17 protein-coding genes, 1 tRNA gene and 1 pseudogene are annotated in these 14459 nt (G+C 63.8%); 13 read left to right on the plus strand and 6 right to left on the minus strand.

Annotated elements, in window-relative coordinates; genetic code table 11:
• The first annotated feature begins 284 nt into the window (after nucleotides 1-284).
• From ACWEVR_RS27755 to ACWEVR_RS27770, 4 genes are all read left to right on the plus strand, one after another.
• A complete protein-coding gene (locus ACWEVR_RS27755) occupies nucleotides 285-1076 on the plus strand; it encodes a GIY-YIG nuclease family protein (RefSeq protein ID WP_452469371.1) in 792 nt (263 codons plus the stop codon).
• 230 nt (nucleotides 1077-1306) lie between these two features.
• Nucleotides 1307-2023 (plus strand): hypothetical protein, encoded by a 717-nt coding sequence (locus ACWEVR_RS27760; RefSeq protein ID WP_452469324.1) that lies wholly within the window; start codon nucleotides 1307-1309, stop codon nucleotides 2021-2023.
• A 10-nt stretch (nucleotides 2024-2033) separates the two neighbouring features.
• Complete coding sequence (locus tag ACWEVR_RS27765) at nucleotides 2034-2993, plus strand: McrB family protein (protein WP_452469325.1); 960 nt, start codon at nucleotides 2034-2036, stop codon at nucleotides 2991-2993.
• Nucleotides 2990-4399: an McrC family protein gene (locus ACWEVR_RS27770; protein ID WP_452469326.1), complete on the plus strand. Its 1410-nt coding sequence runs from the start codon at nucleotides 2990-2992 to the stop codon at nucleotides 4397-4399. The genes ACWEVR_RS27765 and ACWEVR_RS27770 overlap by 4 nt, the downstream gene beginning before the upstream one ends.
• Here ACWEVR_RS27770 and ACWEVR_RS27775 read toward each other — a convergent pair.
• Nucleotides 4335-5444 carry a DNA methyltransferase gene (locus ACWEVR_RS27775; RefSeq protein ID WP_452469327.1) on the minus strand — a complete coding sequence of 370 codons (1110 nt, stop codon included), beginning with the start codon at nucleotides 5442-5444 and terminating at the stop codon, nucleotides 4335-4337. The genes ACWEVR_RS27770 and ACWEVR_RS27775 overlap by 65 nt on opposite strands.
• Nucleotides 5445-6305: 861 nt before the next feature.
• Nucleotides 6306-6503, minus strand: a pseudogene (locus ACWEVR_RS27780) (integrase core domain-containing protein); the annotation flags it as partial.
• 643 nt (nucleotides 6504-7146) lie between these two features.
• Here ACWEVR_RS27780 and ACWEVR_RS27785 point away from each other — a divergent pair.
• Both ACWEVR_RS27785 and ACWEVR_RS27790 read left to right on the plus strand, forming a co-directional pair.
• Nucleotides 7147-7254, plus strand: a complete 108-nt coding sequence (locus ACWEVR_RS27785; RefSeq protein ID WP_210740150.1) for a DLW-39 family protein — start codon at nucleotides 7147-7149, stop codon at nucleotides 7252-7254.
• Between the two features lie 31 nt (nucleotides 7255-7285).
• A tRNA-Ala gene (locus tag ACWEVR_RS27790) sits at nucleotides 7286-7358 on the plus strand.
• A gap of 187 nt (nucleotides 7359-7545) precedes the next feature.
• On the opposite strand, the gene ACWEVR_RS27795 is transcribed toward ACWEVR_RS27790, so the two are convergent.
• Entirely contained in the window at nucleotides 7546-7866 is a 321-nt protein-coding gene (locus tag ACWEVR_RS27795; protein WP_452469328.1) for a hypothetical protein, read from the minus strand.
• Between the two features lie 176 nt (nucleotides 7867-8042).
• Between ACWEVR_RS27795 and ACWEVR_RS27800 the strand changes: the two genes are divergently transcribed.
• The 3 genes from ACWEVR_RS27800 (at nucleotide 8043) to ACWEVR_RS27810 (ending at nucleotide 10723) form a co-directional block, all read left to right on the plus strand.
• A complete protein-coding gene (locus tag ACWEVR_RS27800; protein WP_452469329.1) occupies nucleotides 8043-8303 on the plus strand; it encodes a hypothetical protein in 261 nt (86 codons plus the stop codon).
• Nucleotides 8304-8873: 570 nt separating this feature from the next.
• Complete coding sequence (locus ACWEVR_RS27805) at nucleotides 8874-9869, plus strand: ATP-binding cassette domain-containing protein (protein ID WP_452469330.1); 996 nt, start codon at nucleotides 8874-8876, stop codon at nucleotides 9867-9869.
• 59 nt (nucleotides 9870-9928) lie between these two features.
• Nucleotides 9929-10723 carry an ABC transporter permease gene (locus tag ACWEVR_RS27810; RefSeq protein ID WP_067495430.1) on the plus strand — a complete coding sequence of 265 codons (795 nt, stop codon included), beginning with the start codon at nucleotides 9929-9931 and terminating at the stop codon, nucleotides 10721-10723.
• 4 nt (nucleotides 10724-10727) lie between these two features.
• Here the strand turns inward: ACWEVR_RS27810 and ACWEVR_RS27815 are convergent, their stop codons facing one another.
• A complete protein-coding gene (locus tag ACWEVR_RS27815; protein WP_166655808.1) occupies nucleotides 10728-10904 on the minus strand; it encodes a hypothetical protein in 177 nt (58 codons plus the stop codon).
• A gap of 99 nt (nucleotides 10905-11003) precedes the next feature.
• Here ACWEVR_RS27815 and ACWEVR_RS27820 point away from each other — a divergent pair, with 99 nt between their 5' ends.
• Entirely contained in the window at nucleotides 11004-11531 is a 528-nt protein-coding gene (locus ACWEVR_RS27820; RefSeq protein ID WP_452469331.1) for a peptidylprolyl isomerase, read from the plus strand.
• A gap of 68 nt (nucleotides 11532-11599) precedes the next feature.
• Here the strand turns inward: ACWEVR_RS27820 and ACWEVR_RS27825 are convergent, their stop codons facing one another.
• Together ACWEVR_RS27825 and crgA are read right to left on the minus strand one after the other, a co-directional pair.
• Nucleotides 11600-12058: a PH domain-containing protein gene (locus tag ACWEVR_RS27825; protein WP_452469332.1), complete on the minus strand. Its 459-nt coding sequence runs from the start codon at nucleotides 12056-12058 to the stop codon at nucleotides 11600-11602.
• A gap of 76 nt (nucleotides 12059-12134) precedes the next feature.
• Nucleotides 12135-12398, minus strand: coding sequence for a cell division protein CrgA (gene crgA, locus ACWEVR_RS27830; RefSeq protein ID WP_067495154.1), 264 nt, complete (start codon nucleotides 12396-12398; stop codon nucleotides 12135-12137).
• A 95-nt stretch (nucleotides 12399-12493) separates the two neighbouring features.
• Between crgA and ACWEVR_RS27835 the strand changes: the two genes are divergently transcribed.
• The 3 genes from ACWEVR_RS27835 to ACWEVR_RS27845 all read left to right on the plus strand — a co-directional run bounded on the left by ACWEVR_RS27835 (nucleotide 12494) and on the right by ACWEVR_RS27845 (nucleotide 14456).
• Nucleotides 12494-13156 carry an aminodeoxychorismate/anthranilate synthase component II gene (locus tag ACWEVR_RS27835; protein WP_067644069.1) on the plus strand — a complete coding sequence of 221 codons (663 nt, stop codon included), beginning with the start codon at nucleotides 12494-12496 and terminating at the stop codon, nucleotides 13154-13156.
• Nucleotides 13153-13866, plus strand: a complete 714-nt coding sequence (locus ACWEVR_RS27840; RefSeq protein ID WP_452469333.1) for a RibD family protein — start codon at nucleotides 13153-13155, stop codon at nucleotides 13864-13866. Before ACWEVR_RS27835 ends, ACWEVR_RS27840 begins: the two co-directional genes overlap by 4 nt.
• 131 nt (nucleotides 13867-13997) lie before the next feature.
• Nucleotides 13998-14456 carry a deaminase gene (locus ACWEVR_RS27845; protein WP_452469334.1) on the plus strand — a complete coding sequence of 153 codons (459 nt, stop codon included), beginning with the start codon at nucleotides 13998-14000 and terminating at the stop codon, nucleotides 14454-14456.
• Nucleotides 14457-14459: the final 3 nt, after the last annotated feature.

The raw sequence follows: 14459 nt of genomic DNA on the forward strand, positions 1-14459 counted from the left end.
TGATCAGCCCACGTTGATGTTCGGTGTGTTTGCCCCCGAGCTGCTGGCGTGGGTGGCGTAGCGACCACAGCGACACCGAGCGCCGCCGAAATGTGCTGGAAGAACTCGAATTCACCCCAACGCCCTGTTCGCCCTCGATCTCACGGAGCGTCCCGAATTGCATTGACGATCGCCCGGCGCAGCGGCGACACCACGAATGTTGTCGGTGGGTCGTGGGACCATCCCAACATCGGATCGGGCGCAGGGGTTGGCCCGAAAGGCGCACCAGCACAGGGGAGTTGACGATGGGCTACATCTACGGGTTCCGTCACGGCACCGAGGACTTGTTCAAGATCGGCCAAACCACCGCTACGCCAGCTAAGCGGCGGTCGACACTGCAAACCAACTGCGCCCACCCGTTGTCGTTGTTCGACGCGATCGAGACCGACGAGTACAGCGCGCTCGAGAAGTACATCAAGGACACCTGGGCCGATCGCCGCAGTGCGGACGGTGGATCGGAGATCTACAGCCTGACCGAGGATGAGGCCGCCGACCTGTTCGCACACTGCCGGATCTGGGTCACCGAGGAACTGCCCAAGCAGCGCCGAATCGAACAGCTCGAAACCGTCGAACCGGACACGGATCTGAGAGCTTGCGACGACGCCGCCAAACAGTTGCGGACCCAGTGGATCAAGCTGCGCGACGAGGAAGTGCGGATCAAGCAGGAATACGGAAGAGCGGTCGAAGCTCGGCAGAAGATCGAGGCCGAACTGAAGTTGCGCGACGAGGAACAGCGGATCCAGCAGGAGTACGAAGAGGCGGTCGAGGCTCGGGAGAGGGTAGAGACCGAAATCAAGCTTGCTATCGGCACCAGTGCCGGAATCGAGGGGATCGCAACCTGGGATCGAGTGGTCAAGAGCCGCCGAATCAGCGCTGCTCTGGTCGAAGCGAATGAGCCGGAACTGTTCGCCCAGTGTGTCGTGCCGTCGCTGAGCTCCGACAAGCTGAAGGCACTGCTGAAGTCCTTGGGCCGGGCGAAGGACTACGAAACGTTCCAGGAGATCAAGCACGCCCGGCGGCTCACAATCGCCGAATAGCGCGCAGTCCACGGACGAGGTCTTAACTGGTGTGTGCATCACATCGGCTTCGGCGCGCCGTCTGCGCCCGCGGCGGCGCGCCAGATGCCGCCAGAGCGGTTGCGCGGCATCACGGTGCGGGGGTTGTGCTGGAAGGCGGGCTACGGTTTCTCTCGCCGCGAAGGAGGTCAACGTCCTGATTTCTCCACACGAGTGCCGCGATGGAGGCACTTTTAGGTACGTTGGCACACGTGAGTGAGTCGGGCGGGATCGCGCAGGGGGACGTCAGTGAACAACAGGAGCACGCGGGCGAGCCGAAAGCTGACGGGGGCCACCTCAGGGTGCTCACGAAGGAAGCAGTCAAGGCTGGGCTCGTTGCGTTGAAGGCGCAGCGCATCCACGAGCATTTTCCGGCTTATCTACTGCTACGCCAGTTGGCTATCACCTCCGGGTCGCTCACGGATCTCAATCCAGACTGGAAGGACGTGAGTGAGCTCCTCAAGATGCCCGGAGGGCCGCCGACCAAGCCGCACTACCGACCGTTCAGCTCGGTCAACCGCAAGGATGAGTCCGGCTACTGGTACAACCGCAACCTAGCTGGAAGCTATGCGCCTAAGTCGATGCGCGTGACGTCCCGATTCATGCTCAACGCGAGCGGTGACCACTACGAGCTGCCTGCAGACCATGTGCAGCAAGCGCTCATGCGCCTTCTGAAGTTCACCAAGGTGCCAGCTTGGGCGCTGGCCGCCTACTACCTGCGCAACTATGGGTTCGCTTTTGTAGGTGACGGCGGATCCGACGAGTTGATCGCGGCATTCAAAGAGGTTTTCGCCTTCGATCAAGGCACAGACTTTGATGCTCTGTTCGACGTCGATGCAGCCGCGCCTCCGATCGAGTGGTTTGAGCCGTTCTCTCCAGCCGATGACCATGAGCAGACCCTCGCAGAGAAAGACGGCCCTGATGCCTGACGTTACTGCCGTGAAGAACGTCCGGAAATTGACGGCCGATGACCTGGACATTGGGTACGCGCACCAAGGGCAGGTTGCGCACGGGTCGAGCGCGCCGGATACGCCGCTTCTCGAGCCAGATGATCCGCGCTTGGTGACGATCCTGAAACTCCTCAAGCGGTTCGGCGGGGTGATTTTGTCCGGGCCTCCCGGCACGAGCAAGTCGCTACTTGCCGGGCAGATCGCGGACAAGATCGCAGACGGGCATGCTGATCGCCGCGCCGATATCCAGTTCCATGCCTCCTACCAGTTCGAGGACTTCATGGAGGGCTACCGTCCCAAGGACGATGCCAGTGGATTCGTGCGTCGGTCCGGCGTCTTCCTCCGCCTGGTCGAGGAAGCGAACGACCATCCCAAAATCGACTACGTCATCGTGATCGACGAACTGTCGCGCGCCGACGTTGGTCGCGTCTTCGGCGAAGCGCTCACCTACATCGAGCGGTCCAAACGGGGCCAGACATTCGAGCTTCCGTCGGGTACTTCCTGCTCCATTCCGACGAATCTGTACCTGATCGCGACTATGAACCCGCTCGATCGGGGCGTTGACGACGTCGATGCCGCCTTCGAGCGCCGGTTCGCGAAGGTGGACATGCCACCCCGCCGCGAACTTCTTGACGAGATGCTCGACCGCAACGGTTTCGTGGATGAAGCAGTACATCGCCGACTGTTGGGCTGGTTCAGCAAAATCAACACGCGAGCTGCTCAGATACCGGCTGCCGCGGTCGGGCATGCCTACTTCGCGGACGTGTCGGACCCAGACGAACTACAGGAGATCTGGGACTATCAGTTGAAGTACCACGTCGACCGAGCGTTCAAATACGACCAGTCTGCACGTGCGGAGATGGTGAACGGATGGTTCGATATCTTCACCGCATCAGACAGCGGCGCTGCGACACCGGGCACCGGTGACCAAGCGGCCGAGCCGACGTGACGGTCGAACCCCTCAACCACCTGGTCGAACCTGGTTGGAAGGTCATCACTTGTAAGGAATACGGCCCGATCGACATCGGACCCGAAGAAATTCTCGGGCCCGATGGCCAACTGTCGCTCCTGCCAGGGGTTCTGAACAAGTACGTAGATGCAGCCTTCGTGGGTGACGGCCTTCGCCTGTCAGCTAAGGGAGTATCGGGCCTGATTCCGCTGGCTGACCGGATCGCCATCCAAGTCCGCCCTCGGTTCCCGGTCCGCAATCTCACACATATGGTGGCGGTTTGCGGCTACGTGCCGACGGCCCTGTCAGCGCTTCGCGACTATCAAGCGACCGACCGTTGGAACGATTGGCTCCTCGACGTGATGGCTGACGGGCTACTCGCAGCGATGGACACCATCAACCTCAATGGCCTGCTTCGGACTTACTACCAGCGAACCGAGACCGGCTCCTATCCGCATGGACGAATCAATGCGACCGCCTCAATGCTCCGGTTCGCAGCTCGTGGAGTGAACCACAGGGCTGAGTACTCCTGGTTCGAGCGGACCGCAGACAACGCACCCAACAGGTGCTTGAAAAGTGCAGTTGCGTCCTTGCACGGTCAATACGCCAACGCCCCTCAGCGTACAGGCGTGCGAGAACGGATCGCGCGTCTGTCCGAACAGTTAAGGGTCCTACAGGATGTCACCCTCGAACATCGACCGCTGAGCCTCGAGGATCCGTCGGTGCGCGGCACCTTGCCGCTGCCGGAAGCGCGATCGTACTATCGCCCAGCGCTCGAACTTGCCGTCGCGATCCTCACCGGGCGCGGTATCAGTCTCGACGCCAGCAAGGGCGACCTCAGCCTGCCGACCCTCCTGGTCAAGACAGAAGATCTCTTCGAAAAGTTCGTACGGGTGAGCCTTCAGGAAGCCTTGAGCGCCCATCAGGGGCTGAATGTTCTTGACGGAAACAAGGATCCGGGCAAGGTGCCGCTCTACGAGGTGCTGCAGGACGATGAAAAGGCAGCGCTACCCCAGCATGAGGAGCCTCCGAAAGCAGGCAGGGCGCATACAGCAAACCCGGACATTGTGTTCAGGTTGTCCGACGGCACCCATCCTGTTGTTGCGGATGTGAAGTACTCCAACGTCACCGGCTACGCGGACCGCTCTGAGGTCGAGCAGATTGTCCTCTACGGTCACCGCTACCGTAGCCCGGTTGCAATGACCATCCACCCATGTCGTGCCGGCTCGAAAAAGGGACTTTTCGTCGCTGGGCGAATCGGGTCAACGATCGTTGCCCAGTATCGAGTCGATCTCGGCGCCGACGATATTGAGCTGGAGATGAAGGAGATGGCGGAACGGATCAGCGATCTGATCGCTTCGCAGTCTTACCAGCCTTTGTCGGTGTCTTCCCCTTCTTCTTTGTAGAAGGGACCTCTGCCTGGTCCATAAGCGGCACGAGATCGACGCCGATGGCATCGAGGCCCATGCTGTTTGCGGTTTTCAGGGTGGTGCCTGTCCCCATGAACGGGTCCAGCACGACCCCACGCGCGTGGGTGCCGTGTCCGCAGTCGGTCCAGCCGGTAGTGACTTTCTTGGCGAAGGTGAACTCGCGGAAGTAGCCGCCGAGCGCAGCCTTGGCCTCGGCCGCCAGTCGCTGGACCTCTTGGGTGTTTCGGCCGGTGCCGTTCTGGAACTTGGTGGCCTTCCCGACATCGGAAACCCCGGTCGCTTGGATGGCGCGAATATGGTCAGGAGTGAGCTTGTGTTCCTTGGCCAACTCCATTGCGCGGGCAGCTTGAGGGCGATCAGGGTCGAGTTGATCGGTTCGTTCGATGACTCTGGTCCGAGGCTTGTTACAGGTTGCGCAGACCTGCGGCGGGCAGCCCAGCATAACGGCTCGACGCACCAGTTCTTGCGGGTAGGGAGCCAGGTGGGCGCCCATATTCCGCTCCGGGCTGATGCTCCACACGTCACCGGGGTTGGCGCCATTGCCCATATGTTCGCTGTAGCCGACAAGATCGTAATAGTAGTTCGGCTTCATAGCGAGATGGATGATGTACTCATGGCGGTTCGCAAGCCGGTTCTTGGCGGGTTCGGGCATGCCACCGTCCTTGGTCCAGATGATCCGATTTCGGATCAACCACCCCTGCTGTACGGCATCGAACTCGAGCAGACCGGGTATCCCCATGAGGGACCGGTTGTGGTAAGTATCACCGACATTGAGGAACACCGAGCCGGTCGGGCGGAGAACGCGCTTCCACTCATCCAGGCACTGCATCATCGACTCCACGTAGGCCTGCGGGGTAGGCTCCTGACCTATCTGGTCCTCGTGGCCATAGTCGCGCTTCTGCCAATACGGAGGAGAAGTGACCACAACATCTACTGAGCTATCAGCCAGTCCGGTCTCGCGCGCATCGCCGATGACTACCTTCGCCGTGGCAGGTGCAAGATCGGATTCCCAGTCACCCAAGCTGGAGACACTGACTGCCGACAAGTTCCTCGAACGTAGGGGCTTCGTATCGTCAGCCTCAAGAGCCAGGGACACTCTCTTCTCCTTCTACTGAGTTGGTCGAACTCAGTGTCGTTCTACTACGGGGAGGAATCAGGTAGGCGCGGCGCGTGGGTGTCCGCTTTCCTAGCGAGTGGGACACTAGACGTGACCGCCGACAACACGTAATCGATGCTGCTCAAGTGGTTGTCGCGAGTGGTGTCCGCATACCCTTCGAGGCTCGCGAGTGTCGAGGGGTTGTGACCGCGTGAGCCTGGATTGTGCAGCTGTGTGGCCCTGCGGCGCCGCTACCCCAAAGAACAGTCTGTCGTGGTTCCTGAGCGGAGGCGCGGGCATTGGAGGCCGGATGGTAGCGGCTGTCGGCTGTTGGCCGGTGCATGAGTTGTGAGTCCATCTGCCTCCGAGGTCGACGTTCTCTTGCACATGACGTCAATGTATAGCACTCTGCTTTCATGTGTGTAGTCCGCTGTACAAAAATGTGTAGCGGGCACTTGTTAGGATTCAGGCCATGACGGCCGTTGAGCGCGCTCGGACGAAAGTCGCGCTTCTACAGGAGGCGGAGGGGCTCGCGGAGCGGCTCCGTGCCAATGAAGAAGAGCATGCGTATCTGTTGACCCAGCGTGCCGAGAAAGCCCGCGCTCTGCGGGGGGCGGGTGCCTCCATCGAGGAACTGCAAGACGTGCTTTGTCTTAGCCGGAGTCGCGTCAACCAGATTCTTCGCGGTACCCCCCCGTGAGCAACGGATGCATCGCGGCATGTGCATGGCGGGAACGCGAGAGTGCCCACTGATTCATGAGGTCACCCCGAATGGTGGACAGGGGTTTAAGCAGCTTTTGCTGCGATAGTCAGTGAATGCGCGTAGCGAACCGGACTGATGCTACCGATCGACGAGTGCCGACGGCGATTTTTGTACCAATCCATCCAATTATCAACCGAGGCAACGAGTCCAGCCTTCCTAGCGTAGGCATGCCGGTAGCAGTATTCGTGCTTGAAGTTCGACCACAGCGATTCGGATGGGCTGTTGTCCCAACATTATCCGGTCGCGCCCATCGACTGTCGCAGCCCGTATCAAGAGCAGGCTTGAGCGGTCAGCCCGGCGGTGAACGCACCACCGCGATCGGGATGCAGGATCGCGGCTTCAAAGCTGTCGCCACGGGTGGCCACGGCGTCGTAGATGGGGGCGGTGAACGCACGGTTGGTTCTCCTCTTCGTGGGTGTGGTGGGGTCTGCTCAGCAAGTGCGCGTGAGGACGGCGCCTCAGGCAGCAGCTGCGAGACGGGAACCCGCTCGCTGCGCGGGCCGCCTCGAATGGCTGAAGTAAGGGCGAAATGGGAGTGACGCGGCTGCCTGAGATAGTCGGGCATGCCGTGCCATGGAGTGCCGGGCAGCTCATTGTGTCGCTGTCCGTGGCGTCAACCCATGAGACCTGCCGATCAGGCGCTGGTGACGGCGTCACCGGGATGGTGCGGGGCTCCTTCCCGACCTGCGGTTTTGACGCCGTCACCACTTAACCGGTACTTTGAGTCCTGAAAGATTGCGAAACGTCCTGAAATGGCGCTGTACCAGGGAGGCCAGGGGCTCTGAGCAGGAAGAATGAGAGAGTGACCGACGGGGTTCAAGTCCTCCTAGGCCCACTCCCGAACATCACAGTAGGGTGGGAATCATGAAGATTGTCCTCACGGTCGGTGTTGTGATCGCGGTTCTCATCGGTATCACCAAATTCCGCAAGCGCGACGAAGCCGATCTCTGGCGTGAGGTCACCACCCGCTGATTCGGGTTGCCAGCCGGTACACCACCGGTAAGGGGCCTTAGCTCAATTGGCAGAGCACTGCCTTTGCAAGGCAGGGGTTAGGGGTTCGATTCCCCTAGGCTCCACTTCTGTGAATTCCTCGGTTTTCGATTTCCTGCTCACCGCCGCCCCCGGTGCCGCCGATTCGGCGGATTTCGCGGCGGACTGGGCACGTCACCGCGCTCGCTGCGCGGATCTCACCAATTCTGTCGACCGCGCCGCTGTCGCCGGATTCGACAGTGTCGCATCGGGTTCCGCGTTCCTCGGTGGGTATCAGGAAGCGCTGCACGCGCTGGTGCCCGCACTCGCCCCGGACGAGCTGATTTCGATGTGCGCGACCGAGGCCACCGGAGCACGACCCTCGGCCATGACGACGACCGTCACCGGCGACGGGACGGTGACCGGAACCAAATCGTTCGCCACCCTCGGCACCTCCGCCACCCGGTTTCTCGTGATCGCCCGCGCGGGCACACATTCCGACGGCAAGCCGAGTCTGCGTGCCGTGCTCGTCGCGGCCGGACCGCAGGCGGCGGTGACCCCGCTGCCGCCGTTGCCGTTCGCACCGGAGATCCCGCACGCCACCGTCACTTTCACGGACGCGCCGGGAGAAACGCTGCCCGGCGACGGGTACGCCGACTACCTGAAGCCGTTCCGCACCGTCGAAGACCTGCACGTGCTCGCCGCTGTGCTCGGTCAGCTGGTGCGGGTGGGCCCGACAGGCACAATGGCCCGCCGACGCGCTCACGGCCCTGCTGGCGCTGTTTGCGGCCGTGCGTGGCCTCAGCACCGAACCCGCCGGGTCGGCGGGCGTGCACATCGCGCTCGCCGGCGTCTTCGATCGCTGCACCGCACTGCTCACCGAACTCGAACCGCACTGGGACCGGGTGGATCAGGAGATCCGGCAGCGCTGGGAGCGGGACGCGCCACTGCTCGGGGTCGCCGGGAAGGTCCGTGCGGCCCGGCTGGCTACCGCCTGGCGCACCGTGGCCGAACAGGGGGCCGGCGCGCCTGCGGACCACGAGGATCACTAGTTGTTCTCGTGGCCGCGTCGCGTGGCCTGAACCCGGCTGTCGGGCGATGGAACTGCACCTTGCCGGAAAATGGGGAGCGGGCCTCGGCGAAGGGGGGGAGTTAGCCGAGGCCCGCGTAGGGTCGGCCCGGGGGGGAGGGGCCGACGTGAACGATCCTACGCGATCCACGCGGAAATCGTGTACGCGCAACGGATCAGTTTCCGAGAATTTTTCGTGTCGCGGCCCGTCATGGGGCCGTCAGCCGCAGCCGCTGAGCGGTTGCCGCGGTGTTGTGAGACATCACAAACCTCTTACGAACACCCGAAGTCGCTGGTACGCAAGGTTTTACGGCTTGTGTGAGCTGAACATGTTCTCAACGGGGTCGGCGTGCGGCCACCCGCAATCCGGGCCGGAGCGCAGCCGCATCGCCCAAAAATCAGTCCGATTCGCCGCGTGTCGCATGCACTCGGCATGTCGAACAAATTTGTACATCTGACATCGCGAACCACCCGAAATGAGGATGCGACTTGTCGGTGGGTGGGGCAATACTGAGGCCATCAAGGGTTCGCGAACTACGACATCAGGAGAATCATGCCCGACGCAATCGTCGCCGAGGGTCTGGTCAAACGGTACGGACAGCTCACCGCACTGGACGGGCTGGATCTCTCCGTCCCCGAAGGCACCGTCACCGCACTTCTCGGCCCGAACGGCGCGGGAAAGACCACGACTGTCCGTGTACTCACCACTCTGCTCGTTCCCGACGAAGGCCGCGCCACCGTCGCCGGGGTCGACGTCATCAACAATCCGCAGGCACTGCGCTCGCGCATCGGCGCGTCGGGCCAGTACGCCGCCGTCGACGAGTATCTGACCGGCTTCGAGAACCTCGAAATGGTCGGCAGGCTCTATCACCTCGGCACACAGCGCAGTAAGGAACGGGCCCGCGAGCTGCTCGAACGCTTCCGGCTCACCGACGCCGCCGACCGCCCGGTGAAGGGCTATTCCGGCGGCATGCGCAGGCGCCTGGACCTCGCGGGCGCGCTGGTCGCCAACCCGCCGGTGCTGTTCCTCGACGAGCCGACCACCGGCCTCGACCCACGCGCCCGCCTGGATCTGTGGGACGTGATCGAGGAACTCGTCTCCGGCGGCACCACCCTGCTGCTCACCACCCAGTACATGGAGGAGGCCGACCGTCTGGCCGACTCCATCGCGGTGATCGACCGCGGCACCGTCATCGCCCGTGGCACCGCCGACGAACTCAAGGCACTCGTCGGTGGCGACCGCATCGAACTCACCGTCGCCACCGCCGACCAGCTCACCGACGCCAAACAGGTGCTCAGCGGTCTGGCCGACGGCGAAATCCACATCGAACCGGGCCTGCGCAAGATCACCGTGCCCGTGGCGGACGGTTCCCAGGACCTGGTCACCGCCATCGGCAGGCTCACCGAGCACAAGGTCGAGATCAACGACGTCGCCCTGCGCAGGCCTTCGCTGGACGACGTATTCCTCACCCTCACCGGGCACGAGGCCGAAGAACTCGTCGCCGGGGATGCCGAGAAGGCAGGCGCCAAGGAAGGACAGAGCCGATGAGCGTCTCGATCGACAAGACACCACCGGTGACCGAGCCGAGCCTGGAAGAACGGCTGGCGATGGTGGTCAGCGACAGCCTCACGATCGCCAAGCGCAATGTCATCAAGATCAAGCGCGTGCCCGACGTGCTGATCTTCACGACCATGTCGCCGATCATGTTCGTGCTGATGTTCGCCTACGTGTTCGGCTCGGCGATCAAGGTGCCGGGGCTGGAAGGCGGCTACCGCGAATTCCTGATCGCGGGCATCTTCGTCCAGACCGTGGTGTTCGGTGCCTCGTTCACCGGCGCCGGCCTGGCCGAGGACATGCAGAAGGGCATCATCGACCGGTTCCGGTCGCTGCCGATGGCGCCCTCGGCGGTGCTGTTCGGGCGCACGATCAGCGATGTGGTGATCAACCTGGTCAGCCTGGTCGTCATGTCGCTGACCGGGTTGATCGTCGGCTGGCGTATTCGTGGGTCGATTCTCGACGCGGTGCTCGCGTACCTGCTGATGCTGCTGTTCGCCTACGCGCTGTCGTGGATGATGGCCGTGGTCGGGTTGCTCGTGCGGGCGCCGGAGGTGTTCAACAACGCCAGCTTCATGGTGATCTTCCCGCTGACGTTCCTGTCCAACGCCTTCGTGCCGATCAACGACCTGCCCGGGCCGCTGCGCGTGTTCGCCGAATGGAATCCGATGTCGGCGGTCACCGAGTCGGTGCGTCAGTTGTTCGGTAACACCAGCCCGCTGGCACCCACCTCGGAGGCCTGGTCGATGCAGCACCCGGTGGCCACGTCGTTGATCTGGATCGTGCTGATCCTGCTGATCTTCGTGCCGCTGGCTCAGGTGCAGTACAAGAAGTCCGTGAGCCGCTGAGGGGTCAGCTCGCGCCGGTCTCCGCGACGGGGGCCGGCGCGGAGCCGTTGCGGGAGTAGCCGAGACGCGGCGGTTCGGCGGCGGGTTCGGGCAGCTGGGGGCGCTTGCTGCGGGCGATCCAGGCCAGCGCGCCCGCACCGGCGATCGCGAGGGAGGCGATGAGCGGGTTACGAAGCTTCATGCGACCACTGTGGCATAGAACGCCGCCGACGGCACAAACACGAAAACCACGCTCCACCAGGTGCCCGGCAGCGCGGTGACCGCGTGGCACCATTGCTGCGTGACCTCACCCCATCAGACGGCCGTGGCGACGCTGCACACCAACCACGGCGATATCAAGATCGCGCTTTTCGGTAACCACGCGCCCAAGACGGTGCGCAATTTCGTCGGCCTCGCCGACGGCAGCGCGCCGTACACCACCCCGAACGCGGGTGGCACGGAAGCTGGCCCGTTCTACGACGGCGCCGTCTTCCACCGGGTGATGCAGGGCTTCATGATCCAGGGCGGTGACCCGACGGGTACCGGCCGCGGCGGTCCGGGCTACGAATTCGGCGACGAGTTCCATCCCGAGTTGCGTTTCGATCGCGGATACCTGCTGGCCATGGCCAATGCGGGACCGGGCACCAACGGGTCGCAGTTCTTCATCACCGTCGGCCCGCAACCGCATCTGAACCGCAAGCACACGATTTTCGGCGAGGTGGTCGACCCGGATTCGCGGAAGGTGGTCGATGCGATCGCAGCGGTGGAGACCGACCGCAACGATCGCCCGACCGAACCGGTCGTCATCTCCTCGGTGAAAATCGACTGAATCCGGAAAACAGAACTCCCCGCTGCGAAGATCGCGGCGGGGAGTTCTTTGCTTCACGTGAAACAACGTCAGTCGGTGGCGACCTTCGCGAAGCCGTTGACGACGAGGGCGTCGAAGACGTCGGCGGGGTTGGCGCCCAGGTCCCAGCGGCCGAAGATCAGCAGGCGCTCGGCGTCGTTGTGGCGGACGTCGACCTCGAGCATGGTGTTCTTACGGCCGATGCGCCGGTAGGAGGTCACACGGATCCGGTCGATGTGGTCGAGGGGGTATTCGTCGCGGCCGGTGAGAGTGCCGACGATCAGGCGCGGCGGGGAACCGGGAACCATGGTGAGCCGGGGGCGCTGACGCAGCGCGAGCACGGCCATGGCCAGCACCGCGACGGCGGCGACGCCGAGGAAGAGCCGCGAGGGGCCGTCCTGGGCGAGAACGGCCGCTACGGTCAGCAGAAGGCCACCGCCGGTCACCGCGACCAGGGCGGCGGTCGGCGTGGTCCAGGACAAGCTGGCGGTGGGTCGACCTGCGTTCACGCGGCTTGTTCCCCCATTGATCCTCGAGTTGTCCACAGCTTCATCCACAGGTGTGCATGAATGACAACGGTGTAGTTCAGCGCCACCGCATGGTCATGATGAGCCCGATGACCATCAGGCCGAAACCGATCAGGAAGTTCCAGGCGTTCAGGTCGTTCATCCAGCTGATCTTCTCGGCAGCCAGGTAGTACACGAGCAGCCAGAGCAGGCCGGCCAGCATGAAGCCGAGCATGATCGCGACGTACCAGACAGGCGACGGACCCGCTTTGACCTTCACCGGGGTACGGCTGGCAGGGCTCGGGGTGTAATCGGCCTTCTTACGGACCTTGGACTTGGGCATGACGTCCTCGTATTCTCCGGTACTGGTCGTCTCCTAGGCTATCCCACCAGGTAATGGATGCGACGACCTACCGGCCGGGCACGTACCCTCGTTGCATGCGTGTTCTGGTCGTCGACAACTACGACAGCTTCGTGTTCAACCTGGTGCAATACCTCGGCCAGCTGGGTGCCGACGCCGTCGTATGGCGAAACGACGACCCGCGCCTGGCCGACCTCGACACCCTGCTCGCCCGTGGCGACGAAGGCGGCGCTTTCGACGGCGTGCTGGTGAGCCCCGGGCCCGGCAGCCCCGACCGGGCGGGTGCGAGCATTCCGCTGGTGCATGCCGCCGCCAAATACGAGAAGCCGTTGCTCGGCGTGTGTCTCGGACACCAGGCCATCGGCGAGGCGTTCGGCGGCACCGTGGACCGTGCGCCGGAACTGCTGCACGGCAAGACCAGTTCGGTGTACCACCTCGGCTCGGGCGTGTTGGCCGGTCTGCCCGACCCGTTCACCGCCACCCGCTACCACTCGCTCACCGTGCTCCCGGAGACCATGCCCGCGGAGCTGGAAGTGGTCGGCCACACCGAGAGCGGCATCGTGATGGCCATGCGGCACCGCAGCCTGCCGATCCACGGCGTGCAGTTCCACCCGGAGTCGGTGCTCACCCAGGGCGGGCACCGGATGCTGGCCAACTGGCTCGAGGTCTGCGGCGAACGCCCGGCCGAGGCGCTGGTGTCGGCGCTCGAGGCGGAGGTCGCCGCGCTGGTGACCCCGTGAGCGAAGCGCGGGAGCGGCCGTGGGTGCTGCTGTCGGTGGCGACGAGCCTGGACGGCTACATCGATGACGCCACCGCACAACGTCTGCTGCTGTCCAACAGCGCCGACTTCGACGAGGTCGACCGGCTGCGCGCCGAGTCCGACGCGGTCCTCATCGGTGCGGGTACCTTGCGGATCGACAATCCCCGCCTGTTGGTGAACAGCGCCGAGCGGCGGGCGACGCGGGTGTCGTCGGGCCGACCGGAGTATCCGGTGAAGATCACCGTCACCGCGTCCGGCGAGCTGGATCCGCAGCTGCGCTTCTGGCACACCGGTGGCGCGAAGATCGTGTACACCACCACGGCGGGCGCGGTTCGGCTCGGCAACCGGCTCGCCGACACCGCCGAAATCGTGTGCCTCGGTGACCGGCTCGACTTGGCCGCCCTGCTCGACGACCTCACCGCGCGCGGTATCCACAGGCTGATGGTCGAGGGCGGCACCGGGATGCACACAGGTTTCCTCGCCGCCGACCTGGTCGACGAGATCCGCTTGGCGATCGCGCCGATCCTGGTCGGTGACGCGGCCGCGCCCCGCTTCGTCGGCCCGGCCCTGTTCCCCGGCGGACCACAGCGTCGACTCCACTTGACGGGTGTGGAACAACTTGGGGATGTCGCTGTCATGAACTACCTGGTCGGCGCGCCGACGGACCCGGTTCATCCACCGGGCCTGTGATCGGATTCCGGCTGCCGACCTGGGGAAATGCTGCTGTTCACAGTTCATCCACCGGTGTACTGCACAACCTGAACATGACCGACTCCACAACTGCCACAGGCTGTGGACAACTTCCGAACCCAGGGGAAATCGTGCACACAGACAGCCTCGATCACCGCTTCATGCACAGGGCCATCGAGCTGGCCGAGCAGTGTCCGCCCAGTTCGACGGCCTACTCGGTGGGCGCGGTCATCGTCGTCGACGGTGTGGAAATCTCCACCGGCTACTCACGCGAGACCGACGCAAAGGTGCACGCCGAGGAATCGGCGCTGAACAAACTCGACGCCGACGACCCCCGCCTGGTCCGCGCGACGATCTACAGCACGCTCGAACCCTGCTCGACGCGCGCCACCGCGACCCGGCTGCCCTGCACCGACCGCATCCTGGCGGCGGGTATCCCCAGGGTGGTCATCGCCTGGCGCGAACCGAGCCTGTTCGTCGCGGCCTGCGAGGGTGTGGACAAACTCCGCACCAATGGTGTGGAGGTCGTCGAACTCACCGACCTGGCCGAGGCGGCCAGGTCGATGAACGATCATCTCGACCTGAGCTGACGG

Source organism: Nocardia sp. NPDC003979 (assembly GCF_053605015.1).

Coding starts and splice junctions, on each gene's coding strand:
- ACWEVR_RS27755 (WP_452469371.1), top strand. CDS start 285: ATGGGCTACATCTACGGGTTCCGTCACGGCACCGAGGACTTGTTCAAG.
- ACWEVR_RS27785 (WP_210740150.1), top strand. CDS start 7,147: ATGAAGATTGTCCTCACGGTCGGTGTTGTGATCGCGGTTCTCATCGGT.
- ACWEVR_RS27805 (WP_452469330.1), top strand. CDS start 8,874: ATGCCCGACGCAATCGTCGCCGAGGGTCTGGTCAAACGGTACGGACAG.
- ACWEVR_RS27810 (WP_067495430.1), top strand. CDS start 9,929: ATGGTGGTCAGCGACAGCCTCACGATCGCCAAGCGCAATGTCATCAAG.
- ACWEVR_RS27815 (WP_166655808.1), bottom strand. CDS start 10,904: ATGAAGCTTCGTAACCCGCTCATCGCCTCCCTCGCGATCGCCGGTGCG.
- crgA (WP_067495154.1), bottom strand. CDS start 12,398: ATGCCCAAGTCCAAGGTCCGTAAGAAGGCCGATTACACCCCGAGCCCT.
- ACWEVR_RS27835 (WP_067644069.1), top strand. CDS start 12,494: ATGCGTGTTCTGGTCGTCGACAACTACGACAGCTTCGTGTTCAACCTG.